Raw genomic sequence first — 22,557 nt, 5'->3', positions numbered from 1 at the left:
ATTCAATTAAAATGATCTTCTTCATGTATCCTGCACGCCACTCGATTCTGCTAATTCCTTGGATCTATCGGCCCATACTAAACACAATGGGAACGTCCGTCATCCTTCTTCTCCATATCAAATGGTCGATTCCGCGCCCCCAGTGATCTTGAAGGACGTAATCGGGTTCACCTAGTTTCTTCTTCCATATTTTCTGAGCACGCGTATATCCGCTATCCAAACAAAATTCCGTTATCCCCTTATTGAGCAGCGTAAGATACATGATTTGAAGCATCAGACTGCCGATTCCCTGTTGCTGATAATCAGGATGCACAAATACGGTTCCGATTTCAACCACGTCACGCAGTACTCCATTGGAACTTTTCCGTATCAATGCATTGGACGGGCCAAACTCGATGCTACTTACAACGCTGTTGTCTATAAGTCCGATCAGAAAATACCTCTGCTCTCCGTTCGTTGCAATATCCGCGTTCAAGCACCTAATTTTGCTGTCAATCTCCTGCTCGATGTCCTCCGATAAATCAACCAAGCCTTCTTTGGCAAACGTATCGGTAATCACGATCCGGAAAAAATGCTCCATCGCTTTCATATCACTACGATTCGGCCGCCTAATCTCTACATGAAACATGAGGAGTCCTCCTCCTATCGTCAATTACAAATAGACTCACCATTTTTGGGTGTGTTTGATAACATGGGCTTTTATTTCATCCTTTTGTTGATCCGATAGCTCAACGGGTGTCCAGGAATGATTGTCGGGGATGTGGATGGTTAGAGGTGTTTCAAGCTCCTTTTCTTGGCTGCTGGAATCCTCGTTCGGTATATTTTTCCAACGTTTATGACTCTGATCATACACCCTGGTTTTCACAAACTTCCCTTCGCTATCGTAATAGTCTTCAATCGCTCGTACACGCGACAGCGTGGCCCCTTGATTATCTTCATGAATGGTTATCGAATTCACTTTTTTATAACCTGAAGGCATGTTGAGTCCATCTGCAGTTATCATCACATCTTCAACGATAAAAGCCTCAATGTGCTCTACCCGCTCCCCTCCGTTCTGACAAGAGCATAATGCCAACACGATCCATAGGATACAGATCCACGAACCCGTTTGTTGTATGTATTTCAGTAACACGCCTAACCTCCTTGTACATGGATCCCTTCGGGAGCCAATAATGTGCTCAACTCCGCAGCCGTGTTCTGTACGAACCTCTCCACTTTATCCAAAGTAAAATAAATCAGTTCAATCTTCGGCTCATTACCTTCCTCCAACAACCATTCTAGTTTAATTGTTCGATACTGCTCCACCTCGGACTTGTCAACAAACGGGGCCAGTGCATGCCCCATCGAATCCGTAAGTTTATTCAGTACGGAACCTGCCCAATGCTGAGATCGTATGATTTCGAACTCAAGCTGGCTGACCTCCTGGTTATATGTAAATCTCAAGCTTTCATTGTCCGCTTTGTTTTCTTTTTTGTAATCAGCGTACAGCGTCTGCACCCACCTTAAATCCGTGTAGATATGAGCAAAATAACCGTATACAAACTCAATCCACTCTTTTCCCGGCTTCTGTGTTACATATAACAAATAATTCTCCCTGATTCGATTGGCATCCGGCAACAAATCTTCGTTTACCAGATGCGTGATCCCTTTTTGTTCTCTCGTTATGTTGCCCCTGACATGGACGGCATCGGGAGCGATGCTCCCAAGCAATAAACTCGGTGTCGGCTCCGGCGTACCCAGCTGCTGGGCAATCGCAAAATGGACCATGGGCCATGGCATTTTTCATATACCTCCGATCATCATTTATGGGTAATTCCTGTACTCGACCATTCGCTAACTCCAAAAATACAAAAACTCAACACCTTCGTATATGGAATTTCAGTTCCCAGTCTAGATGTTGTCATGATGAAACGAGAAGAATAAGTGTAGAGACTCTCTTCCACATGATCTACTCCATACGTTCGTTACGGAGCACCATGTGAAGGTGGTCTTCCCATACACCGTTTATCTTCAGGTATTTGATCGCCAGACCTTCCTCATAGAAGCCCAGTCGTTTCACGACGTTCATCGAGGCTTTGTTTCTCGGCATGATGTTGGCTTCCAAACGGTGCAGCTCCAGCGTATCAAAGCAATAGCCGACCACGGCGCTCAGAGCTTCGGTCATATACCCTTTTCCCGTATGAGATTGCGCCAGCTTATACCCGACATGAGCCGATTGAAAAACACCCCGCACGATATTGCTGATCGCAATCGAGCCGATCATCTCATCGTTTTGATGCAGCCACACTTTAAGCAGGGAACCGTCAGCGATGCTTCGACTTTCCGCTGCCAGAATCTCAGCCTGTTTCTCCAGGGTATAAAACTCCGCTTCCCTGGTAGGCTCCCAAATCTTCCAAAACTCATCGTTCCTGACGATAAAATCCAACACATCCGCTGCCCGTTCCCGATCCACGGTTTTCAACTGCAGACGTGAAGTTTGTAGCGTTATGGACATGCGATGCTCCCCCCTGAACAGCTTTAAACTAAAAATTGCAACACCATATCAATCCCTTGGGATATCATGCTTTAGCATGGATCGTGTAATTCCACGGGCTTCCCCCTCAGGCGTCAATCGGTATTCAAACTGCATAATCGTATCATGGGCAAAATAAATATACTCTACCTCAGGCTCGTCTTTAAATACCACGACGGCATAAAAAGGAGGCAGCTTAACGCCCCAGATGCCTTGGACCGACTGGATTTCATCCTGCGTATAATGTTCTTCTTCAAGCAGGTAGGTTTTCACCTTCTTGGCATAGATCATTTTGTTGGCTTGCACATACACAAAGGGAGACAAGAGCACAAACACTAGCAAAACCAACAATGCGATTTTGATTTTCTTCATTGGATTCCCTGTCCCTGTTGTTTGCATAGCATAAAATGACGCCTGACCTCTTCGTAGTTCTCCCGAACACTTCGGCTCCCGTCCACGAACATCACCTTGAATCCGCGGTCCAAGGCATCCTTGGCCACGTATCTCGCAAAACCGATATCCCGGTCCATCCAGTTTCGAAACGCGCCGCCGGGATCATCGCATGATACCAAAATTTCGTGGATCCATTCCCGTTTGGCATAATGCTCCTTCTGGAATGCCGGAACCGGGACGATCCATATCGCATGATGGGGGCTGGGTACCAGGTGCTCAACTTTTTCCGGCAATAGAGCCGCACCTTCAACGATGATGGGGCTCGTGTCCGGCAGGGCCGAAACATCATCCATAATCATGCCAAATTCCTCTCGGTAAAATTCCAATTCTTCCTCAACCTGCTGCTCCACCGGCCGCGACCACAATGCATTCCAGGACATATCCTTCAATCGAGACATGGTGGGGTGCTCCGACGGATGGCATATGGTCACATGCTTCTCGTTGAATAGATCGCATTGATAATAGGTGCAGCTGTAATCCTTCGCCAATTTTTCGGCAATCGTCGACTTGCCCGAGCAGGGGGAGCCTCCGATCCAGTATACATGGGAGTAGTCTTTTTTCTCGCTCAGCATCGTATCACGCCCCTCTGTCGCCATCACTTCTTAACTCGTTTCGAATGTCCAGCAACACGTTCCAAATTGCCCTCAAATATACCACAACGAACAAAAAGCCCACAACTAGTATCAGTGCGACCAGCTCCATGTTAACTCCCCACCTTTACTCTGCGACTGGGCATCCCGTCGACCTAAGATCTACGGATCTTATGCCCCGGAAGCACGTGGTTACGCAACTTTATCCCTTCATTTATTATAACTGTCTTTTCTGCGACAAAGTTACGCTATCCTTGCATTCATACCAGATGTCCTAAACAACAAAAAGAACCGGTTCAAAACCCGGTTCTTTCATTTAAGCCTATGATACTTACTCTTCTCCCTGAGCCTAGCTCACCACGGCATCCAGTTCGGACTCGTTCCGTTCATGCTCAGGTACCAGCACCTCTACCACCACTCTGGTCGGCACACAAATAATCTGTTGATAAGGTTCCGAGATAAAACCCATGTCCAGCGCGATTCGCTTCGGAGCATCCGAATATATCATCTGGATCCCGTAGTCATAAACTTTCAATGTATTGTGTCCAAACTTGGTCTTAATGTCGATGATGCGTTCGTCCCCGTTCAGCGGGACGGTTTCGTATTCTTTGCCATTCACCGTGATCAGCGCCTGAAGCTGACCCTGCTGATATTCCACGTGACTATGCTTCCACCATTGCAGCCCCGTGAAGGATCCAAGGATCAGGATGATGGCGAACAAAATCATATCCCCGCGTCTTATTCTGGACAAGGTGCTCCCTCCCGACGTGCAAAGTCTTCGGAACCCAAGTATGAACGATGCTCGAAGCCGTGGAAATGAGTTTTGTCACATTCGCTATCCGGGTTAAACGGCTGCCCGGTTTTATGAATTGATGACTGTTTTGCTCCAGCAAAATATTCAGGACGGCCAATCGCGACCTTGGCACAAACCTTTGAAAACGTCCTTCACTATGTAGACGAGCATTACATGGATCCTGATTTGACGGTAAAACAGCTGGCGCACATGGCTCGATTATCTTCGACCTGGCGTTTCACGCCTATATTTCAGGAACTCACAGGGAAGAAACCATTGCATTACGTAACCGATTTGCGTATTAACCGTGTCAAAGAACTTCTGCTACGGAAAAATGAGCCGATGCGATCCATTGCCCAAGAAGTGGGATACACGGATGAGTACTGCTTCAGTCGCCGTTTCCGCCAGATCACGGGGATGTCGGCTTATCGACAGGGCTGTACCAAACACGAGGGTTTCAGCCGACGGAACCTGTCCGTACGGTTCTGATCGACGGGATGGGTATTCTATGCATGCCTCATTCTTCGATCAATACATTTCCGTTGAACGGCATGCACAGATTACATACCGCCCATAGACCCTGGCCCCCTGGTAACACCAGTCCCGTCCGACATAAGGATGTACGTATTGCGAGATGCAATCCTGACACTTGGCCCGATGTCCCACCGGATCGCTTGTATACCACCACCCGGAAGGATAAGGACATAAGCCCTTGCAATCGTTGATCACCGTCTTTGGCGTGCAAATGATATAATCGGACGGGCAGGAGGCATCTGCGCCGCAGCCCGTGCAATATTGTCCGTGCGGAGGTCTGCAGGGCCCCGCGGCAAACGCGTGTTTGAGAATATCGTCATCGTTGGGCCGTACCAACACTTTGGCGAGCGCCTCGGCCGTCCTTTGCGCGACTTTATTCAGGAGCGTCTTGCGGTTCATTTTCCGGGTAACCCGGCTGATCAGCACCTGCGTCTCTTCGTCCTTGCTCTCCGGCTTCCTCCACATGCTCTCACCTCGTCTTAGGAAACTCTTGATGCTTTCGCATACGCTTCAAGCTGTTCCCGGCTGTTGACCAGACCCTTATGCCGGATGATGCCGTTTGTATCCACCGCATAGGCGTAAGGCGTGACCTGTACATCCAAGTGATTTGCGAACTCCGAGCTTACGATCAACACCTCATCGTCATATGCTATTTTGCGGACATAATCCGAAGCCAAATCCGCGGACGAAAATAACAGCAGGATCGGTTTCACGTTATTCATCATGGCGATCCGCTGAAAATCCGGCAGGATCTCGGCGCATTCCTTGCACGTCGGTGATCCGAACAGCATAAGGGACGGCGTGCCAATCAGCTCGCTGGTGGACCACTCGGCTCCTTGCAAGGTTGTCGTTGTGGCTCCGGGCATTTTGTTGCCGACCGGGATACCGGACTGATTCACTCCTCTTGCGGTGCCCATTACCATAATCCCGAGCTGCCGGAACAGGACCAAATTCAGAATCACCAAAGGCACGACCAAAATCCACAGCATGGCATATGAGAACCAGAAGAACGTGTTCATCGCGGCCTCCTCTACCTTCTTTTTATCTTTAAAATATGCGGTGCGGCAATTTCGCGGTATATTCGGATCGCGTGTAAGGCATCCGGCACCCCTACAACTACAAACAGCGCAACCAGCAATATCATCCCTTCCATAAGCAGACCCGTTACCGTGAACGACTGTTGAAACGCAAGCCTTGCGGAAGAGCTGCAAACCAATCCTGCGAAGCCCATCGCCAGATTAAACCCAATCAACGGAAACCCCAGCCTGGAGCTGATCTGAGGCCCGAAGCAGCCGCAGTCTACCCTTCCTTTTATTCGGATGAAATAAGCCACGCCCAGTCCTTGAATGAAATAGAGCAAGGAAATGCCCAGGAAGCTGATCAACGACGGAAAGCTGTATACCAAGGTCACCGTCAAAATTTGCAGAAGAATGAGCAGCACATGCAGCCCGGCTCCCCCGGGGAATGGATCCGGATCACCGAAGGCACGGCCCCAGGCATAACTTGCCACCGACAATAGCATGGGAAGCGTAACGAATATCGCGAGAACATCGTACATGGACCTGTATGCTCCTTTTTGGCATCATCAGCTGATGATGCAGATGATGGCTCCAATGATCAGCAGCATGGAAGCCGTCAGCCGCACCGCCGTCAGCAGCGTGAAGCTGTATACTCTTCTTTTAAGCATGCGGTATACGATGGACCGCATCAGCGGAAGGCTGAACAAGGTGCCTCGAACCATTCCAAACGTCGCGCCTGCCAGCAGGCTCAACCACCATGGAGCCGCAAACAAGGAAACCACGATGTAGGCATGAAAGAGGACGCCCACTTGCAGCGTGATGAAACCCAAGCCCAGAATCAGGCCCCATAACGCCGCGGATCGATACCCTGCAGCCTTGATCCATTCCGAGGGAACGATGAAATTGCCGGAGGGCAGGATTCCCGATTTTTGAATCAACTCCAAGACCAGAAACACGACCAACAGCCCAACGATGACGTAGTTTTGATATAAGCCCGCGGGGGTTAATTTCAGCACATAATTGATGCCCCCGACCGCAAGCCCCGTTACGGCGCCGCCAAGGGTACAGGTCGCGATATAGACCAGCGCATATTTGAATTTACTGACCTTCGTGCTGTCCAGGCTGCCTAGCACGTTCAGTCCGCAGGTGGTATCCACGCTGGCCATTGCGGCACCGACCGCAAACATAAAGAGCAGCATCGTCAACAAGCCATGCCACCTCCCCACAATCCCGTTACATGAATCCTTAACACTTCATCTTATGAGCGATAGCCTGTCGATTATTTGCACGAATCTCCGATGGCTTGGGCATATTTGCCCGTGGCTATCTTATCCAGAAAAAAGAAACCGTCCTTGGATGATCTCCGTGGACGGTTTTTCTGTAAGCTATTCACTTTTTCTAATTAAAACCAAAACATAACACGCTTGCCTAACCGCGTGGAGCCGATTTGGTCCACTCCATATAAATCCGGTCGTTGAAGCCTTTCTCATCCGAGTCCTCGGATATACGCTTAAACTCCCGAAATCCTAATTTCTGATATAATCGAAGCGCGGTTTGGTTGCTGTCCGTCACTTCCAGAACGTAACGCCTGTATGGCAGCTCCGTCATGACGTGTTTCATCAAAGCGGTTGATACGCCTTTGCCGCGTGCTTTTTCGGTTGTGGCCACGCATTCGATATATCCGGTCTCGTCATCATAGGGCAATGCCGGGTTGAATTCGTCCTTCATGACGTTATATGCAAGCTCTCCCGTCTTGCCTCCAAAAGCATCCTGAAGCGGGGCTAACGCGACCGGCATGGCCCGCTGCCCATTATGGGAACAAGCCAAGATTCCGACTATGATTCCCTGGACCTCCGCCACATAAAACACCTCCGGGCTGAACAACGTCCGGAAGGCGTTCTCCAGCATGTTCCGGTCTCGGGTGAAATAAGACAACTCCTTATAATACCCGTTAACAAACACCTCGGCCACTTCGCCGCGAACATCGCGTTCGTAATCGGCCATGCTTCTAACCGTGATCGCGCACATCGTGATTACCTCCTGTCAAAAATGTAGTCTGCGCTTCATTTCCTTGCGGAATCCCTTGTCTGCAATCAGGCACATCCCGCCGAATGTCAGCAAGGCGTACACCGCCGCAGCTACGGCTGTCCATAATACATGCGACATGCCAACGGCATACAGCAATAAGGGAACGATACCAAGAAGGATCAGAGTTAATAAGTAACCTGCGAACTCCCGCCAGCCCATTTTTCGCGAACAGCATATAACGGTAATGAGCAAGGTTGCCGCCATCATCAGGAACGGAATGACATAGCCGGTCGACCAGTAAGACGTTCCCGACGCCACGTTGATCCACAGCAGCATACCGGACAGCCCGAGCAGCTGAACGATAATTTTGCCGCCGAGATGCGACCCGGACATCAGGGTATGCCTGATGGACAGCCACGCATACAACACGCAGGGTATGAGAGTTAAACTCCACCATACCTCGCGATTTCCAAGTAGGTTAATCAGGACGGATATCACCATGACGGATACCGCAAGAAAGGTAAGCCACTTGGATACAAGACTGCTGCTCGCATGCTGCTCCTCCGCAGCCTCATAGACGGGATACCATGAATTACTTACGAGGTACTTATCATCTTTACCTTGCACATTCCTGCGGCATAAGGGACACGCTTGATGCGCCGGATCTACGGATACGCCACAGTTTTCGCATCTCATGCGCCCATCCCCCAATCATTGCTGACAATCGTAATGTCCAAATCGCTTAGGCTGGCAAGCTGGCGAAAAAAGCGCATGATCACATCGCTTTCGACGATATTTCGCGCAAACGTGATGGTGAGCTGATCGTTGATCGAGCTGACGGCACAGTTCATGGGACTTTTGGCTGTGGGATACATCGTGGTTTCCATCGCCTCGATTTGCGAGGCCATGCTAGCTGGAATGTCGACTCGACCTAGGTTGGTAAGCGTAAGCGTTTTGGCTTCTTCCCCGAAATGGTCAAAGCCGTAACGGATTGCCAGATCCTTTAATTTCAGCGGCGTGAATCGGGAAAACAGGTTTTTTTCGTACTTCATGCTGCCGGCCATCGCTTGGCTTAAATAAGACTTGGTCGTTTTCTCTTTCATCTGTGCATGAACGATTTCGAGCACCTGCTCGAATGTCATGCCTTCCTTTAGTTGCACGCCAATGTTGATGACCGCAAAAAAGTTGCGGAGGCTGCTGGAAGGGAACATTTTTCGCAGGTTCACCGGCATGCTGATCACGACCGGACGGTTATCCTTATTGAAAGGCAGTGTGGTATCGTAAACCGCCATAATCAAAATTGCCGTCAGGTAAGCGGTAAGGGTTGCTCCCTTCTGCTTGGCTGCCGCATTCAGCCGCGATGCGTGAACCATCCCGTGTATGACGTTGTGTCCATAAGGCGAGAAACGGGTGCCCGGAATTTGAAGTGCATCCTGCATCCTGGCGTCGGGAGTGGCCGAAGTATAATGCGCTTGAAAGCTATCTTGAGCTTCAGCATATCGGGCAAATGAAGCGGGCGGCAGAATCAGGCCTTCCTTGTCCTCCACGTCCTCGCCGAGCAGAGATAAATACTGGAATACCAAGGTTTTGAGGAACTCCAATGCCCCTCCTCCGTCCGTTAGAGCATGAAAAATTTCCACGCTGATCTTGCTGCCGTAATACAGAACCCTTACCAAGCTTCCGTTCTCATGCGAAAGAGTAACGGGGGCACAGGGATAGGCGGATTCCGGCTCCACCGTCAAGCGTGTCTCCTTCTCCCGCAGAAATTTCCAGAACAGTCCGTTTCTTAGCTCGACATTGAGTAGAGGAAATCTCTTAATCACGCTATCGAGCGCCTCTTGCAAAACCGATGGTTTCACCCGGCTTGTCAGCATCATCGACAGCCGGTAGGTGGATGAGTTCTCCCTCCCCGCAACCGCGGGGAACAGCTTTCCCGCGTGGTCAAGTTTATACCATTCTTCCATGTACGTTCTCCCCGTTTCTTCATGTTCTCCCGTTTAAACAGCATACCGGTCTACTATATGGATATATCGCCCTTATACTCAACCTTCTACCGCAGCCGATACGAAGGCCGCGTTCCCCTCTTCATGTGGCTGTCTCCGATCTCCCATCGAAAATCGCTTCCTTAAAGAGGATCGGGTATGAATCAACTTCATCGGTACGAGCAATTCGGTTCTTCGATCGATGCGGCTCTTCCCCTCCGGGTGCATCACGGACAACAGCATGCGCAGATAGGAAGTGGTCAGCTTCTGGAACAGATCCGGTTTCATTGCTTGATGCTCAAAACCAAGTCCATGCGTTAATCCCCGGTGAAGCAGCGTAATCCCGACCAATGCGTTAACCTCGCTGAACTCGGACTGGCTTTCGTAAGCCCGGCTAATCTGCTGCATGGATTTTCTTCCAAGTCTCGCAATCTTCAGGGCCGCGCGGTCCGGCCCTTCTGCTCGAATGAGCTTCAGCACCGTCTCATTATCCAAATGAAGCTCGCCTACCAGATCCCCATCCTGAATGACCGTGGAATCCTCGCAGACGATGCGCTCCCCCCGATGCTTCTTGATCATGACCGTGCATATGCCAAAGCGCGAGATATGCGAGCTGCGGAATCTGGAAATAAAGCTGAAGAAGCGCTCCCATATCATCCATGTGCTCTGCATGATGGTTTTAAATGATTTTTGCAGCAGATCCAACACCCCATTTTTTGATGAATATTACATTCCATCATTAGTCAGGAAAAAATCGTTACTCACATCTTAATGGAGATCTGCGCAGGTTCACACCGCCTCAGGTATAGAGTTTTACTCGGTCTCCAGGCGGAGGTCCATTTCAAACTGCTCTTGTCGATTGAATGGACGCCCATTCGAACACAACAAAAATAACCTGACACATGCCAGGCATCGGTTCTAATCGATCTTTTTCGTAATATTTAAAAAGTAAGCGCTTTAAATTTGCGCAGCATGGTATTTTTAGGCTCTTCCGATCATGATGGCTGCCGTTGAGTCCATTTGGTTTACATCAAAACTGACAAGGATGTGACTAAGATGATGCTTTCACATTTACGAAGGTGCGGGCTTTTGTTTCTGGCGGCCGTTCTGTTTACTACACTCTGCGTTCCATTGCCGCAGGTTAAAGCGGCAGCGTTCATTACGATTGACTCCCATCAGGACGGGCAAGCAATACAGCTAGGCGTAACGGAGTTATTCGGAACCTATTCCGGGGTGTATGAGCTTCAACTCATCGTGAACGGTGAGTTCATGGCGGATGTTCAGATGGAGGATCCAAACGGCGATGACAGCGGGAACTGGTCCTATAAACTCGACACAAGCCGACTTGACGGCCCCGTCGAAATGGTCCTGAAAGGCAATGACGCGATAACGCGTTATGGCATCTGGTCTCCTTGGATTCACTTGAACATCGATAATCCTGCAGCTGATACACCGGAAGTGGAGATTACCAGCCCAACCGAGTCTACGCTGCAGCGCAACAAAATGAAAATCAACATTTCCGCAGAAGGGAAGAATCCGATTGCGCTGGTTGAGCTCCGCATCGACGGCGGCGACTGGCTGCAGGTTTCCCCTGCCAAGAACGGATATCAATATACATTGGATCTACGACAATCCCCTCGCCACATTCACAGTCTGGAGGCAAGGGCAACCGATTCACGCGGCAATACAGGTTATAGTCTGACGGTCTATGCAAGAACCGGGGGACAGACGTCGGCTCAGCAAGATCAGGATTTCGCTGCGGTTACGAATACCGTTTATATGTCGGATGATCATATCAACCCACATCTCGCTAATGTAATGGGTGATGTTTACAATCCCTCGGCGACGAATCCTGAGACGGTGACCAGCAGCACGTATGAACCGGAACCGCTGCCGGATCAGGATCGTGCGATCTGGATCTGGGAGAATGCCTCCTATCCCCTGGTCCTGAATCCGAATTCCCGAGCCGTTCTCTCTTCTATGGCGAAGGATGTTACGACTTTTCATCAACGTCCCATCACGACGCTCTATTTGGCTGTGGGGCAATATAATGGAGCAAAAATGTTGGAGGATTACCGGAGCGAAGTCCAACAGTTCGTCGAATGGGCTCACGCCGAGGGTTTTTATGTTCAAGCCTTAATCGCCGGGGGGACCGTGCCGCCTTACTTCGGAGCCTACAGCCGATATCAAACTCACGCCGTGCGGGAGTTTGAGCAAATCCTGAATTACAACCTGGCTTCCGGCGATTCCGCTCGCTTCGACGGCGTGAACGTGGATACGGAGCCGTATATCCTGCCGGACTTCAAAACCGCAAAGCCCTCCGTCCAGATTCAGTATCTGGATATGCTGCAGCTGCTCATGGAACGCAAACAAGCATCGGGACTCACCTTGTCGGTTGGCGCAGCGATCCCGAGATGGTATGACACTTCGGCCGATGCGAGCAATATCCCGTGGAACGGGCAAACCAAATGGCTGTCTGAACACATTCAGGATACCGCCGATTACATCTCGATCATGAATTACCGCGATCAGGCGGATGGCAGTGCAGGCATTATCGCGCAAGCGCTGAATGAGCTGGCCTATGCTAATCTGATCGGCAAGCCAAAATCGGTTGTGATCGGTGTCGAGACCAAAGACATCGCGGATGGCGGGGACCCCGAAACCATCAGCTTCCATGAAGAAGGACGAATTTATATGGAGTCGGAGTTAAACAAGGTGTACGACGCTGTTCAGAATGACCCGGCGTTTGGAGGCATTGCCCTCCACCATTACTCCTCAATCTTGGATTTTCCAAGCGAATGGGGACCTGGCGGCTATACCTGGCAGCCTCCTGCGGACCATGAACCGCCAAGCGCGGTCAGCGGAGCAGCAGCTAAAGCATTTGATTATCAACGGATCAATATAACCTACGATATGGCTATGGATAACAGTGCCGTAAATGCATACCGGATCTATCGTGGGACCGAAGCCGGCTTTGAGATTGGATCCGCTACTTACGCCGGAACCTCGAAAGGACTTTCTTATAAAGATACAGGGTTGCTGCCGGACACCACCTATTATTACAAAATCACTGCAGTCGATATCAGCGGCAATGAAGGAGCTCCCAGTTTGGCTGCATCCGCATCAACGATGCCGTCTGCGATGAAACCGATGGTGATCGACCAGATGAACATCACTTACACCGCCGGCATCGCCAAAGTCACTTTTAAGATGGTCGATATGGAGACAAGAATGCCTGTTGCGGCCAAGATCAGCGGACGATTCACCCATATGGCAGGCAAATACGTTACGGCCGCGACGAGTGCGGAGGGCATATTCCAATCGCAGTCCGAGCTCGTCACCGTATCCCGCGGCGAGATCGGCTTCCTGCCGAGGCGAATCATGGGGGACTCCTACTACTGGGCAAGTGCTTATGACCAACTCCCGTATCCAACGGTGATATGGGAGCCGTGAAACTCAGTTTGTATTTCAAAGCTATATTCAGATAGAAGATGCGCCCTGGCTTTAGGCCGGGGCGTATTGCTGTTATTGCACTGTCTGCATCAAAGAATGACCGTTCTCCCTCAAATATTGCTGGGTAAACGGTCGCTTCATTTCTTTACTAGGCAATGCAGCACTACGCATGCGGATCATGCTTCCGATCCCTGTTGCCCCCAGATTTCTTATGATCCTATTATATGGTTGAAATCCGGGGACAAAGGGGACCTCTCTGCTTCTCCAGCATGATTCCGCCTGCTCCGTTGAGGCTAGATATCCATACAGAAACCTCTCTGTGATCATGATGGTTTGAGACCACCACTCATCTAGGAGAGGTTTCCTTATTTTATATAAAATCTACTTAAGTTGTACAAATATCATGCGTATTAAGGAAGGGTGTTTAGGAATGGTCTCACCGTTTTGGCAAGCGCGTAATTCGTAGTCGCATCCCAGTTAATGGACCACGTCATTGCTCCCCGTATATCGGGGTATTTAGCCACAGGCTTATAACTACCACAGCTGTTTCCGGTTGCTAGACAATTGAGGGCATTATTTACGACCGCTGGAGAAACATATCCACCTCCGGCAGCTGAAGAGGTAGCAGGTACTCCTATTCCCAATTGGGAAGGCGATACCCACTGCAGCGTTAAGTCCGAAAGAGCCGTCAGGAAATCAACCGTGCCTTGGGAATAGCATTTCCCGTCGCGTCCTAACATGCATCCAGAATTATAATACTGGACGTTAATTACGGTAGTCATATCCTTCAGATTGTTATATAGCTGCATGTAAGAAGTGTTTGGATTCTGCATGTCTATCGTTTGGGGAGCCATCGTCAGAACAAAATCATTTCCTACTTTTTGTTTTAGTTGGCGGATCGCATTGGTTACATTAGGTACATTCATGCCATGCTCCAGATCAATGTCTATCCCGTCAAGCCCATATTGAGTGATGATTCCGTACATGCTGTTCACAAAGTTCGCTACATTCGGGGAAGGATTATTCAAATTAATGTTCCCTAATTCCCCTCCAATGGATATGATGATCTTCTTACCTTGAGCGCGTTTAGCCTGAATATCCGCGATTAGTTCGGCACTGGTGTACCCGCCAAGAGCTGCGGATAGTGCGGAATCAACGTTGAAAGTGACACCACCAGGGTTAGCAGGATCCATCTCGGCAAACGCTAAAACAATGATGTCGTACTGATCCGGTATATCTCTAACTTTCAATTTGCTGGCACCATTGACAAAGTTCTGCCAGTACCCTGTCAATATATGCTTCGTCGGCTGGGGACCCCCACCCGTTCCATCTGAAGTGGTGGCATTGACGATCGCACTGGCAGGAGAAAGGTTCCCGGCAGCATTCTTCGCAATGACCTTAAAAGAATATGTCGTGTTCGGTGAGAGACCCGTTATTGTCGCTGTCGTTCCTGTAACAGAGATGGCAAGGGATGTTCCTCGGTATACATCATATCCTGCCACACCTACATTGTCCGTAGATGCTTGCCAGGATAAAGTAACGGTTGAAGATGTGATTGCGCTTACAATTACATTCGTAGGAGTTGTCGGAGCTACTGTATCATTACCTCCACCACCTTGAACAAATTGCCACAATGCAGGAACATTGGGTGGTTCCCATCCGGGTAATGAGGTATGAGATTGAATAGCTTTATACGCCTTCCCGTCGTACGTCACGTTGTCGTTAACGACATAAGATACATTGGGTGCCCAAGCGCCCCGTTCTGCTGCAGAAACTTCAAGGGGAAAAAAGTTCATAATCATAGACATGACGACCATTAAAGGCAATAACATCACTCTCGATTTGTCCGGCAATCTGGATAAATCCCTTTTCATCCATTAATCCCTCCTCAATCATTGATAATTAAACGTTAGCCTATCTTGATGTAAGCCGGCATCACCTCCTTGATGAAAACTATCTTGTTAATTTTTAAAACCATGTCGATACATTGTTCTTACTCAATTTTGATTCTTTTACGTATTTTGTAAGTTGATTGATATGTAAAAAATTTACTTTATATGTTAATCATTATCAATAGCTCAAAAGGATCAATTTGGTGAAAAGAAAAACCACAAGTCGAGTTTTAATCGAATTGTGGTCAGAACATTTCATTTTTTCAATTTCATCCAATCTAGGATTTCATAAAAGGACCGAGTGCCCGATCGTCCCAAACCTGCACTTCAATATACCGCTCAGGTCCATGACGACCGTCTTTGTTCCAATCTTGAGGCCAGCCAAACTCGTCTACAAGTTGAAGGATTTCGTTTTTTACATATACCTTTCCTCTATAAGGCTTGTCGTCTTGATACCGCATGGTCGGAAATAAGTCGCCATAAGTGAAACTCATCATTTCGGGTTGCATATCATCCAGCAGAATCCTGATTTCTTTTCCATTCGGATACCATTCCTTAATCCATTCGCAAGATCCAAGCGTCATGTAATGCGGATATTCTTTTGTTGGTTTGCCGCCTTTGGCCCTGAATAGAGCTCTAGCCCGTGCTTCCAGATCGCGACGGATGGTCATATAATCATCCGCACGTTGACTCGCAAACCAATTTTTGTTTTGTTTGAGTCTCCTCTGTACCTGCAACGCTTCTTCGATGGATAACGAGGATAGATTTTGAAAGGGTCCTGTTGCCGCATCATAATAATGATATAGATATAAATCCATGGCGACTGTCCTTTCTTCGTCAACCTATGTTATGGTTTGTTCCAAACTTTAATTACCGCTGTTCATACTCGAGTTTCTTCTTCTCACGATCTATGTAGGCATATATATTTGCGGTTTCTTCTTCATAGTTCTCTTGAATTTCAAAATAAGGGACATTCGATGACGCACACTTTTCACGGAATACATCATGCTCATGAGTATAGTCGGCAACAGTTCTCTCTTCAGGATACATTCGCGCTTCGATAGCATTGCGGAGTTGAACGATGTTGGATTGGAAATTCTGCCGGATGTACGAGGTGGAGAATCCTAAGAACACGGAAATGATGTGTTGTGAATAGGACGGCTCAAAATCTTGCAGATGATGAGGCAAAATGTAACAGCCTTCAATGATTAGATTTTGCTTGTTTTCAATGTTTGTCATGATGATCCCTTTGATGATCGGCCATAATTGTGCACCGATATGCTCGGTTGAATCCACCGGCGTGAAACCGCAGTTCATGTCTGCTCTGTACAAGCCCATTTTCAAATGATCGATGGACAGATAAGGCACGTGATACTTTTCAAGTAATTGTTGAGCCATATATGTCTTTCCCGTGCAGCTGTTTCCGCTGATTAATATGATCATTTACATGGCGTCCTCCCTGCATGCTTGATGCTTCGTTCAAATCTCTGGAATGATTTCATGAAGTGTGCTACTCATCGAAAAATCGTAAGACTTCGTTGTTAATTCAAGTATTCTCGACTCATAAATGCAGCCCATCCCTCTCAGTTCATTTATTAAAAACTCATTTAGGTCGTACGTGTGGGTCAACAAGATGCCCGCTTCTTGAAGATCTGCAATGCAGGCCAGTTTATTCTCTAAGCAAGCCTCTTGAAAAAACTCCCGCACTTTATTGTTCAATACATCATATTTATCATATTCCTCCACATTAAAGGTTGGTCCTAACTCACGCGCAGTCATTCGTTTTACGCCGATTCCGTTTATGGTTTGCACAACTTCTTTGGAACGCTCCCTCAGCATGTTCTGACGGTAAGAAACCGGTTCTATCTTTTGGATTCCCAACTCATGAATAAGTTTGGCTTCTACGGCTGATAAATGAGGGTGCGTTTCAACAGCACTCGGTTCTTGACTTGGTTCATTAACCGTGGAAAACATATTTATCATACATTTATAGGTTAAAAATAAACCCAGGTAATCCCTTATGTTTCTCGCAATTAGAGTGACATGAAACTCCTCTGATGGTAAAGCTTGGACAAACACGACAGGGGCATCCTCGAGATCAGTCACCGATCCAAAATCGGTCAAAAATCCGAAATGCTCGCCTCCAAAAGCGGTAAAGGCAAATGGAATTACATCCAACGGATGGCCGCTGTATGCAAATTCGGCGTCTTGATTGTTAAGATCATAATCCATATAGATTTCCAGAATATCGTCAAGTTCCACCTCGAGATCATGTACGATTTGCTCATTCATTTCTTTCAACTTGAGCAGCGTTGCGGGTATAGGGTACTTTTGATTCCCTCGTCCAAACATTTAGAATTCCTCACTTTTCATTGACTACATTTCCGATATCATTTTTTCCAGTGGTTCTCGGCTGACTTACAAGACGTTTGTCACCAACATAGGTCCCACTTGTTCTATCCATTTATGCTCTTGATCGGCCAGCAAGGTTTTCCATCCAAGGTCGATAGCCGGTTTCAGGTTCTTTTCCTGATCATCAACATAAACAACCGTCAGTTCTGAACGTTCGAATTGTTTCACAACATGTTTATAAATTTGCAGATCAGGTTTCCTCAAACCGACTTGATTCGAAATGGTAATGCTCCTAGCATAAGGTTCTACTTTTTCTAAAATCGGCTCCAGCCATTCCTTGCAATGATTGCTTAGTACATGGATATCCGCGATTTCGCTCCATTGCGCCAAGTGATTTAATCCAGGAAGCGGTTGCAACGATTGAGTTATTAACTCCCTGGCTTCCTCTTTGTTGATTTGCTTCATTCGCAGGCTCATCCATCCCCAAAACTCATCTTCCTTCATCTTTCCTGTCCATAAGTCTCTACGAACCTCATCAAATTGTACCCTGATATCTTGAAACGAGATTTCGGAGCCCTCCGCTAATGTAAGCCAAAAAGCAGATGAAAAATTACTCACCAATACGCCAGCTAAATCCAATACCAGTTGTGGCTTTGCCGTCATTGTCTCGTCTCCTTCTATCTTACTGAATTCCTGAGATCATCTATGTATTCGTGTTTACGAGGGACCGTCCGCATAAACACTAGTCGTCATTGCCGACTTCCCAAACTAACAATCGTATGCCTTTGATGCCTCGATTAATTCCTGATGGTTATCCAGTTCTTCAAGCACTCTTTGTATATCGCTTCTTTGATAGCTTCTAACTATAATCATATGTTTGATATGAAGCCCTGGTGGGTCAATATTTGCCCTATTCAAATTATTCAGTAACCTTTCCGGCGTATACAAAATACTCCATCTTTTAGAGCCATCACTGAAAACCATAGTGATCTCTATCCAGTTCCACTCATCTGGGTCATCAACTACTTCGTCATCAAATTGCCAGCTAATTAACTTAGGTATATATGTATTTTTAATCTCCATTGCAACCGCTCCTTTCGTATGAGGTTCATTAGGAGCTACTTTAAATTAAAGCCACCTCCACGAACTTCGCCTGTCCTTAATCGCAATGCGAATCCGAAGTTCGTGGACGTTTCACACTTTCAATCCATGGGTCGAACCGCTAAATCCCCACCATCACATTGCCGCCGCATACCGGAATATAAGCCCCTGTGATAAATGATGACAAATCCGAGGCCAGGAATGCCACGGCATTGGCAATCTCCTGGTCCGTTCCGCGGCGTTTCAGGGGCACGGAAGCTTCGTAGGAGGCGCTATGCTCGGTACCGTTCTCCCGATCGCGGTCGCTGATCGTCCAGCCGGGCGCGACTTGATTGACGGTGATCCCATGCTCGCCGATTTCTTTCGCGAGTACGCGGTATACGCCGTCCATGCCGCGCTTGCCAGCTACGTAGGCGGATTGACTCGGAAAGTTCTGGATCGAACATTCGGTATTGATGCCGATGAAGCGGCCGCTCTTTCGCTCGATCATGGCAGGCACGAAGGCTTTTGCCAGGTAGACGCTTTGCATGACGCAGGATTGGAACTGGCTCTCGTAATCTTCCGGCGCTTGCTCCAAGACAGACGTCCATTGATAGGATTCCACGGCATTCGCAACGATGATATGAGGCAGCATGCCAAAGTGTTCAAGCACTGCATCCCGCATGGCATTCACGGATGCTTGATCCGTCACGTCGGCTTGCACCGTGTACGCGCGTCTGCCCATCGACTCCACCTCGCGCTGAAGCTCTTCCGCCTTGGCTAAGCTTCCCCGATAATGGATAACCACATCTGCGCCGCATTCCGCCAAGGTTCGGACCATGACCCGGCCCAATTGGCCCGCAGCACCGGTGACTAACGCAATTTGATCCGTCAAATCCAACTTCATTGTTCATTCGCTCCTCTACGTTTGACTGGTGATTTTCGCCTATCATACCATAATCATCTACTGCTCGGCATGATAAAAAGACCGGAAGCTATCTCCCGGTCCTTACCTTTAAACTCTTTCATTTAACATCTTACACAGCAAGCGCTCATCTGCTAGACGAGCCATCTAACGTTTAAGGTTCAAAACCCTTCTGACTGACAAATAGCTGCTCTTGCGGAAACGCCCTGTTGAATCGATCGTAGACCACCTGATATGCGGCGGGATCATACCATTCTTCCAGATCAAGCTTCTCGTACAACGCCTGAACGGGCAGCCGTCTCGTACGTTTGCCTCCGCTGCCGTCCCCCATGAAATAATCGTCGATGCACACGCGATTGACGAGCGGCCTGAGGATCTGAGGAAATGCCTCCGTGCTTGGAAGGACGGGAGCAATCGCTGCTTGCGTTGGTATTCCTGCGTCTCTTAGCAGCTCAAGGCTTTTCAATCTGGCTTGGATCGGCGGAGCGGAAGGCGTAAAATGCTTGCGAATATCCTCTCGATCGGTCTCGACCGTCATGCTTACCCGCACGCGTGCTCCTAACTGCTGCAGCAAATCGATATCCCGTCGGACCAACGGACTGCGCGTCTGCACCAGCAGGAAATCCGGCGGCTCGCTAACCATGGCCTCCAGCAAGGCACGGGTCACTTCTTCCTTGGCCTCAATCGGCTGATAGGGATCGGTACTGGATGACATGAAGATCGTGACGGGCCCCTTGGACTTGGCACGCTTCAGTTCTTTACGCAGAATGGCAGCAGATTCGAGCTTAACGTCAACCCAACTTCCCCATTCCTGATTTCGGAATATCGAAACCGGCATTTGCCGGACGTAGCAGTAGGAGCAAGCGAAGGTACATCCTGTATACGGATTCAAGGTATGGCTGTATCCATTCAGGAAACCGGTTCCTTTATTGAGCAGGGTCTTCGGCGTTTTATAAAGCACTTCATGTTTCACCTGGGACACCTCATTCCTATACTTTCTTCTATTATACGACTTCCCTCCTTACATTACGAATGAGTGAATGCGCATCCAGCTCCTTTACTTCGCGTCATGAAAAATAATCCCCAGGCTGTATCTTGTCCCCGACGTGACCGTGCTGACGCCATGCCGGAGCGTAGTCCGGTAATATCCCCTTGTTCCCTGCACCGGACGATGGTTGGTCGGAAAGATCAGTCCCGCTCCCTGATCCAAGGCGATCGCATGTCCCCGGCTCTGTGCCCGCGGCCGCTGCTCCACCAGCAGAAACTCCCCGCCCGTGTAATGGACTTCCTTCTCATTCAGCACAAAGACCGCTTGGAACGGAAAGAACTCATCACCGTACAAATCCTGATGCAGGCAATTATATCCGCCTTCTTCATATTTTAAAATCAGCGGCGTTGACCGCTCCTGACCTTGGGCATGACACATCCCCAGAAACTCATCCAGACTTGCCGGATACTTCTCTTCATGCCCTAGCCGGTTCAACCAGCGGTTTGCCGTCAGCGCAAGTTCAGGATACAAGCCTTCCCGAAGCTGCTGCAGCGTTTCGGGAAGCGGCGCCTGATAATATTTGTACTCCCCCAGTCCGAACCGGTGCCTGGCCATTTGGATCGTGCTGCGAAAACGCTGCTCTTCCGTATACGTGCCTATGATCTCTGCGCATTCCTCGGGCAAGAGCAGCTTGGGAATGACCGCATATCCCTGTTCATCCAAAGCTGCCTGTACGGCAGGCCAATCCAGATTCTTTATGCGCTGCAGCAAAGGATTAGGCATACTCCTTCGTCTCCCTCACGGAGACGTTCATTCGCTCCAATTGCAGCAATCTTGTCTTCATTTCAAGTCCCCCGCGATATCCCGTCAATGCGCCGCTTTTGCCGATTACCCGATGACAAGGCACGGTGATAAGCAGCGGGTTCGCCCCGATAGCCGCACCAACAGCACGCACAGCCGCCGGCTTGCCGATCTGGTGCGCAATGTCAGAGTACGTGAAGGTTTGCCCATACGGGATCTGGCACAGTGCATTCCATACCGCCATCTGGAAATCGGTACCCTTGTAATCCATTGCGAACTCAAACCGTTCCCGTTTCCCCTGAAAATAGTCCGCCAGCTCGGCGGCATATGGCTGCATGCCCTCATCATTCTGGAATAGTTCACAGCCAGGAAATTTCGCGTTCACCCATTCCTCCAGCTCTTTGAACGGTTTATCCGGTGATCCGATATAACATAAACCTTGCGGCGTGGCCGCGATATCTATGTTCCAGTCATCATGCCGCAATCGTGTCCAGCTAATGATCGAATGATTAGATTTCATGATTATGCACCTCCGCACTCGTATTGTTCATATATTGCCCTCGATAGCTTAGGGGGGTCATTCCCGTCTTTTTCTTAAACAGCGTGATAAAATAAGCCGTGTTCTCTATGCCCACTTGATGGCCGACATCCGAAATAGCCAGGCTGGTATTCGCAAGAAGCTCTTTGGCCTTGCCGATCCGGTAATCCTGAATGTATTCCATCGGAGTCTGCCCTTTGACCCGCTTAAAAATCCGGTGCAGATGGTACGGACTGCCGTGGCTTACATCCGCCAAGACATCCAGCGTCAAATGATCCGTATAATGCGCATCGATATACTCGGCAACGAGTTCGATCCATTCGTGGTCCGGCAGGCGCTCGCCGGTCGGCTTGCACCTTTTGCATGGCCGGAAGCGTTCGGCCCTCGCTTCATCCGCCGATCGAAACACGCGCACATTTTCAAATTTCGGGGGCCTGGATTTGCAGGATGGCCTGCAGAAGATTTTCGTCGTCTGCACCGCGTAGAAAAATTGGCCGTCACTGTCCTTGTCATTGTCGATAATGGCTTTCCACTGGGCTTCGGTCGGTTGTATCCGGTTTGCCACCTTTCCTCACCTCCGCTAACATTATAACCACAGGAAGATCCGGTTGTACGCT

General features: G+C 48.9%; 28 protein-coding genes. 2 read left to right on the top strand and 26 right to left on the bottom strand.

Going from position 1 to position 22,557, the window contains the following annotated elements:
- Positions 1 to 64: 64 nt before the first annotated feature.
- From JNUCC32_RS07120 to JNUCC32_RS07090, 7 genes are all read right to left on the bottom strand, one after another.
- Entirely contained in the window at positions 65 to 628 is a 564-nt protein-coding gene (locus JNUCC32_RS07120) for a GNAT family N-acetyltransferase (protein WP_192571489.1), read from the bottom strand.
- 36 nt (positions 629 to 664) lie between these two features.
- Positions 665 to 1,132 (bottom strand): hypothetical protein, encoded by a 468-nt coding sequence (locus JNUCC32_RS07115; protein WP_192571488.1) that lies wholly within the window; start codon positions 1,130 to 1,132, stop codon positions 665 to 667.
- Between the two features lie 2 nt (positions 1,133 to 1,134).
- Entirely contained in the window at positions 1,135 to 1,779 is a 645-nt protein-coding gene (locus JNUCC32_RS07110) for a hypothetical protein (RefSeq protein WP_192571487.1), read from the bottom strand.
- A gap of 169 nt (positions 1,780 to 1,948) precedes the next feature.
- A complete protein-coding gene (locus tag JNUCC32_RS07105; protein ID WP_192571486.1) occupies positions 1,949 to 2,494 on the bottom strand; it encodes a GNAT family N-acetyltransferase in 546 nt (181 codons plus the stop codon).
- Between the two features lie 48 nt (positions 2,495 to 2,542).
- Positions 2,543 to 2,884, bottom strand: coding sequence for a DUF3139 domain-containing protein (locus tag JNUCC32_RS07100; RefSeq protein WP_090908545.1), 342 nt, complete (start codon positions 2,882 to 2,884; stop codon positions 2,543 to 2,545).
- On the bottom strand, positions 2,881 to 3,537 hold the full coding sequence (locus tag JNUCC32_RS07095) for a hypothetical protein (protein ID WP_192571485.1): 657 nt from the start codon (positions 3,535 to 3,537) through the stop codon (positions 2,881 to 2,883). Before JNUCC32_RS07095 ends, JNUCC32_RS07100 begins: the two co-directional genes overlap by 4 nt.
- 367 nt (positions 3,538 to 3,904) lie before the next feature.
- The gene (locus JNUCC32_RS07090) at positions 3,905 to 4,306 is read right to left on the bottom strand and encodes a NusG domain II-containing protein (protein ID WP_096774234.1); all 402 of its coding nucleotides are present in this window, start codon (positions 4,304 to 4,306) and stop codon (positions 3,905 to 3,907) included.
- 168 nt (positions 4,307 to 4,474) lie between these two features.
- Here JNUCC32_RS07090 and JNUCC32_RS07085 point away from each other — a divergent pair, with 168 nt between their 5' ends.
- Positions 4,475 to 4,837, top strand: a complete 363-nt coding sequence (locus JNUCC32_RS07085) for a helix-turn-helix domain-containing protein (RefSeq protein WP_192571484.1) — start codon at positions 4,475 to 4,477, stop codon at positions 4,835 to 4,837.
- 39 nt (positions 4,838 to 4,876) lie between these two features.
- On the opposite strand, the gene JNUCC32_RS07080 is transcribed toward JNUCC32_RS07085, so the two are convergent.
- The 8 genes from JNUCC32_RS07080 to JNUCC32_RS07045 all read right to left on the bottom strand — a co-directional run bounded on the left by JNUCC32_RS07080 (position 4,877) and on the right by JNUCC32_RS07045 (position 10,616).
- Positions 4,877 to 5,347, bottom strand: coding sequence for a hypothetical protein (locus tag JNUCC32_RS07080; RefSeq protein WP_096774236.1), 471 nt, complete (start codon positions 5,345 to 5,347; stop codon positions 4,877 to 4,879).
- 14 nt (positions 5,348 to 5,361) lie between these two features.
- The gene (locus tag JNUCC32_RS07075) at positions 5,362 to 5,901 is read right to left on the bottom strand and encodes a redoxin family protein (RefSeq protein ID WP_192571483.1); all 540 of its coding nucleotides are present in this window, start codon (positions 5,899 to 5,901) and stop codon (positions 5,362 to 5,364) included.
- An 11-nt stretch (positions 5,902 to 5,912) separates the two neighbouring features.
- The gene (locus tag JNUCC32_RS07070) at positions 5,913 to 6,440 is read right to left on the bottom strand and encodes a hypothetical protein (protein ID WP_192571482.1); all 528 of its coding nucleotides are present in this window, start codon (positions 6,438 to 6,440) and stop codon (positions 5,913 to 5,915) included.
- A gap of 27 nt (positions 6,441 to 6,467) precedes the next feature.
- Positions 6,468 to 7,100: a hypothetical protein gene (locus tag JNUCC32_RS07065; protein ID WP_228468983.1), complete on the bottom strand. Its 633-nt coding sequence runs from the start codon at positions 7,098 to 7,100 to the stop codon at positions 6,468 to 6,470.
- A gap of 229 nt (positions 7,101 to 7,329) precedes the next feature.
- On the bottom strand, positions 7,330 to 7,929 hold the full coding sequence (locus JNUCC32_RS07060) for a GNAT family N-acetyltransferase (protein WP_096774240.1): 600 nt from the start codon (positions 7,927 to 7,929) through the stop codon (positions 7,330 to 7,332).
- A gap of 15 nt (positions 7,930 to 7,944) precedes the next feature.
- A complete protein-coding gene (locus JNUCC32_RS07055; RefSeq protein WP_192571480.1) occupies positions 7,945 to 8,625 on the bottom strand; it encodes a DUF6320 domain-containing protein in 681 nt (226 codons plus the stop codon).
- Positions 8,622 to 9,893, bottom strand: coding sequence for an alcohol acetyltransferase (locus JNUCC32_RS07050; RefSeq protein ID WP_192571479.1), 1,272 nt, complete (start codon positions 9,891 to 9,893; stop codon positions 8,622 to 8,624). Before JNUCC32_RS07050 ends, JNUCC32_RS07055 begins: the two co-directional genes overlap by 4 nt.
- 78 nt (positions 9,894 to 9,971) lie before the next feature.
- Positions 9,972 to 10,616 (bottom strand): YkoP family protein, encoded by a 645-nt coding sequence (locus JNUCC32_RS07045; RefSeq protein ID WP_430623453.1) that lies wholly within the window; start codon positions 10,614 to 10,616, stop codon positions 9,972 to 9,974.
- Between the two features lie 351 nt (positions 10,617 to 10,967).
- Here JNUCC32_RS07045 and JNUCC32_RS07040 point away from each other — a divergent pair, with 351 nt between their 5' ends.
- Positions 10,968 to 13,364 carry an Ig-like domain-containing protein gene (locus tag JNUCC32_RS07040; RefSeq protein WP_192571478.1) on the top strand — a complete coding sequence of 799 codons (2,397 nt, stop codon included), beginning with the start codon at positions 10,968 to 10,970 and terminating at the stop codon, positions 13,362 to 13,364.
- A 410-nt stretch (positions 13,365 to 13,774) separates the two neighbouring features.
- Here the strand turns inward: JNUCC32_RS07040 and JNUCC32_RS07035 are convergent, their stop codons facing one another.
- The 11 genes from JNUCC32_RS07035 to JNUCC32_RS06985 form a co-directional block, all read right to left on the bottom strand.
- Positions 13,775 to 15,238 carry a chitinase gene (locus tag JNUCC32_RS07035; protein ID WP_192571477.1) on the bottom strand — a complete coding sequence of 488 codons (1,464 nt, stop codon included), beginning with the start codon at positions 15,236 to 15,238 and terminating at the stop codon, positions 13,775 to 13,777.
- A 296-nt stretch (positions 15,239 to 15,534) separates the two neighbouring features.
- Complete coding sequence (locus JNUCC32_RS07030; RefSeq protein ID WP_192571476.1) at positions 15,535 to 16,074, bottom strand: hypothetical protein; 540 nt, start codon at positions 16,072 to 16,074, stop codon at positions 15,535 to 15,537.
- A 52-nt stretch (positions 16,075 to 16,126) separates the two neighbouring features.
- Positions 16,127 to 16,699 (bottom strand): P-loop nucleotide/nucleoside kinase family protein, encoded by a 573-nt coding sequence (locus JNUCC32_RS07025; protein ID WP_192571475.1) that lies wholly within the window; start codon positions 16,697 to 16,699, stop codon positions 16,127 to 16,129.
- 36 nt (positions 16,700 to 16,735) lie between these two features.
- A complete protein-coding gene (locus JNUCC32_RS07020; RefSeq protein ID WP_192571474.1) occupies positions 16,736 to 17,608 on the bottom strand; it encodes a hypothetical protein in 873 nt (290 codons plus the stop codon).
- 66 nt (positions 17,609 to 17,674) lie between these two features.
- Entirely contained in the window at positions 17,675 to 18,271 is a 597-nt protein-coding gene (locus JNUCC32_RS07015) for an HAD-IA family hydrolase (RefSeq protein WP_192571473.1), read from the bottom strand.
- Between the two features lie 105 nt (positions 18,272 to 18,376).
- Positions 18,377 to 18,691, bottom strand: coding sequence for a hypothetical protein (locus JNUCC32_RS07010; RefSeq protein WP_192571472.1), 315 nt, complete (start codon positions 18,689 to 18,691; stop codon positions 18,377 to 18,379).
- Between the two features lie 139 nt (positions 18,692 to 18,830).
- Positions 18,831 to 19,595, bottom strand: coding sequence for an SDR family NAD(P)-dependent oxidoreductase (locus JNUCC32_RS07005; RefSeq protein WP_192571471.1), 765 nt, complete (start codon positions 19,593 to 19,595; stop codon positions 18,831 to 18,833).
- A gap of 172 nt (positions 19,596 to 19,767) precedes the next feature.
- A complete protein-coding gene (locus tag JNUCC32_RS07000) occupies positions 19,768 to 20,586 on the bottom strand; it encodes an SPL family radical SAM protein (protein WP_192571470.1) in 819 nt (272 codons plus the stop codon).
- Between the two features lie 84 nt (positions 20,587 to 20,670).
- Positions 20,671 to 21,384 carry a 2OG-Fe(II) oxygenase gene (locus tag JNUCC32_RS06995; RefSeq protein WP_192571469.1) on the bottom strand — a complete coding sequence of 238 codons (714 nt, stop codon included), beginning with the start codon at positions 21,382 to 21,384 and terminating at the stop codon, positions 20,671 to 20,673.
- Positions 21,377 to 21,922: a methylated-DNA--[protein]-cysteine S-methyltransferase gene (locus JNUCC32_RS06990; RefSeq protein ID WP_192571468.1), complete on the bottom strand. Its 546-nt coding sequence runs from the start codon at positions 21,920 to 21,922 to the stop codon at positions 21,377 to 21,379. The genes JNUCC32_RS06995 and JNUCC32_RS06990 overlap by 8 nt, the downstream gene beginning before the upstream one ends.
- On the bottom strand, positions 21,912 to 22,505 hold the full coding sequence (locus JNUCC32_RS06985) for a bifunctional transcriptional activator/DNA repair enzyme AdaA (RefSeq protein ID WP_192571467.1): 594 nt from the start codon (positions 22,503 to 22,505) through the stop codon (positions 21,912 to 21,914). The genes JNUCC32_RS06990 and JNUCC32_RS06985 overlap by 11 nt, the downstream gene beginning before the upstream one ends.
- Positions 22,506 to 22,557 lie beyond the last annotated feature (52 nt).

This window comes from Paenibacillus sp. JNUCC32 (genome assembly GCF_014863545.1).
Classification (GTDB): domain Bacteria; phylum Bacillota; class Bacilli; order Paenibacillales; family Paenibacillaceae; genus Paenibacillus_AQ; species Paenibacillus_AQ lautus_A.
Note: the sequence above shows the minus strand (reverse complement) of the source record. Positions and strands in the feature narration are given on the sequence as shown.

Excerpts from the sequence above, each read along its gene's own strand:
- JNUCC32_RS07120 (WP_192571489.1), bottom strand. The coding sequence starts at position 628 with ATGTTTCATGTAGAGATTAGGCGGCCGAATCGTAGTGATATGAAAGCG.
- JNUCC32_RS07110 (WP_192571487.1), bottom strand. The coding sequence starts at position 1,779 with ATGCCATGGCCCATGGTCCATTTTGCGATTGCCCAGCAGCTGGGTACG.
- JNUCC32_RS07105 (WP_192571486.1), bottom strand. The coding sequence starts at position 2,494 with ATGTCCATAACGCTACAAACTTCACGTCTGCAGTTGAAAACCGTGGAT.
- JNUCC32_RS07100 (WP_090908545.1), bottom strand. The coding sequence starts at position 2,884 with ATGAAGAAAATCAAAATCGCATTGTTGGTTTTGCTAGTGTTTGTGCTC.
- JNUCC32_RS07095 (WP_192571485.1), bottom strand. The coding sequence starts at position 3,537 with ATGCTGAGCGAGAAAAAAGACTACTCCCATGTATACTGGATCGGAGGC.
- JNUCC32_RS07080 (WP_096774236.1), bottom strand. The coding sequence starts at position 5,347 with ATGTGGAGGAAGCCGGAGAGCAAGGACGAAGAGACGCAGGTGCTGATC.
- JNUCC32_RS07075 (WP_192571483.1), bottom strand. The coding sequence starts at position 5,901 with ATGAACACGTTCTTCTGGTTCTCATATGCCATGCTGTGGATTTTGGTC.
- JNUCC32_RS07070 (WP_192571482.1), bottom strand. The coding sequence starts at position 6,440 with ATGTACGATGTTCTCGCGATATTCGTTACGCTTCCCATGCTATTGTCG.
- JNUCC32_RS07065 (WP_228468983.1), bottom strand. The coding sequence starts at position 7,100 with ATGCTGCTCTTTATGTTTGCGGTCGGTGCCGCAATGGCCAGCGTGGAT.
- JNUCC32_RS07060 (WP_096774240.1), bottom strand. The coding sequence starts at position 7,929 with ATGTGCGCGATCACGGTTAGAAGCATGGCCGATTACGAACGCGATGTT.
- JNUCC32_RS07055 (WP_192571480.1), bottom strand. The coding sequence starts at position 8,625 with ATGAGATGCGAAAACTGTGGCGTATCCGTAGATCCGGCGCATCAAGCG.
- JNUCC32_RS07050 (WP_192571479.1), bottom strand. The coding sequence starts at position 9,893 with ATGGAAGAATGGTATAAACTTGACCACGCGGGAAAGCTGTTCCCCGCG.
- JNUCC32_RS07040 (WP_192571478.1), top strand. The coding sequence starts at position 10,968 with ATGATGCTTTCACATTTACGAAGGTGCGGGCTTTTGTTTCTGGCGGCC.
- JNUCC32_RS07035 (WP_192571477.1), bottom strand. The coding sequence starts at position 15,238 with ATGAAAAGGGATTTATCCAGATTGCCGGACAAATCGAGAGTGATGTTA.
- JNUCC32_RS07030 (WP_192571476.1), bottom strand. The coding sequence starts at position 16,074 with ATGGATTTATATCTATATCATTATTATGATGCGGCAACAGGACCCTTT.
- JNUCC32_RS07025 (WP_192571475.1), bottom strand. The coding sequence starts at position 16,699 with ATGATCATATTAATCAGCGGAAACAGCTGCACGGGAAAGACATATATG.
- JNUCC32_RS07020 (WP_192571474.1), bottom strand. The coding sequence starts at position 17,608 with ATGTTTGGACGAGGGAATCAAAAGTACCCTATACCCGCAACGCTGCTC.
- JNUCC32_RS07015 (WP_192571473.1), bottom strand. The coding sequence starts at position 18,271 with ATGACGGCAAAGCCACAACTGGTATTGGATTTAGCTGGCGTATTGGTG.
- JNUCC32_RS07010 (WP_192571472.1), bottom strand. The coding sequence starts at position 18,691 with ATGGAGATTAAAAATACATATATACCTAAGTTAATTAGCTGGCAATTT.
- JNUCC32_RS07005 (WP_192571471.1), bottom strand. The coding sequence starts at position 19,595 with ATGAAGTTGGATTTGACGGATCAAATTGCGTTAGTCACCGGTGCTGCG.
- JNUCC32_RS06995 (WP_192571469.1), bottom strand. The coding sequence starts at position 21,384 with ATGCCTAATCCTTTGCTGCAGCGCATAAAGAATCTGGATTGGCCTGCC.
- JNUCC32_RS06990 (WP_192571468.1), bottom strand. The coding sequence starts at position 21,922 with ATGAAATCTAATCATTCGATCATTAGCTGGACACGATTGCGGCATGAT.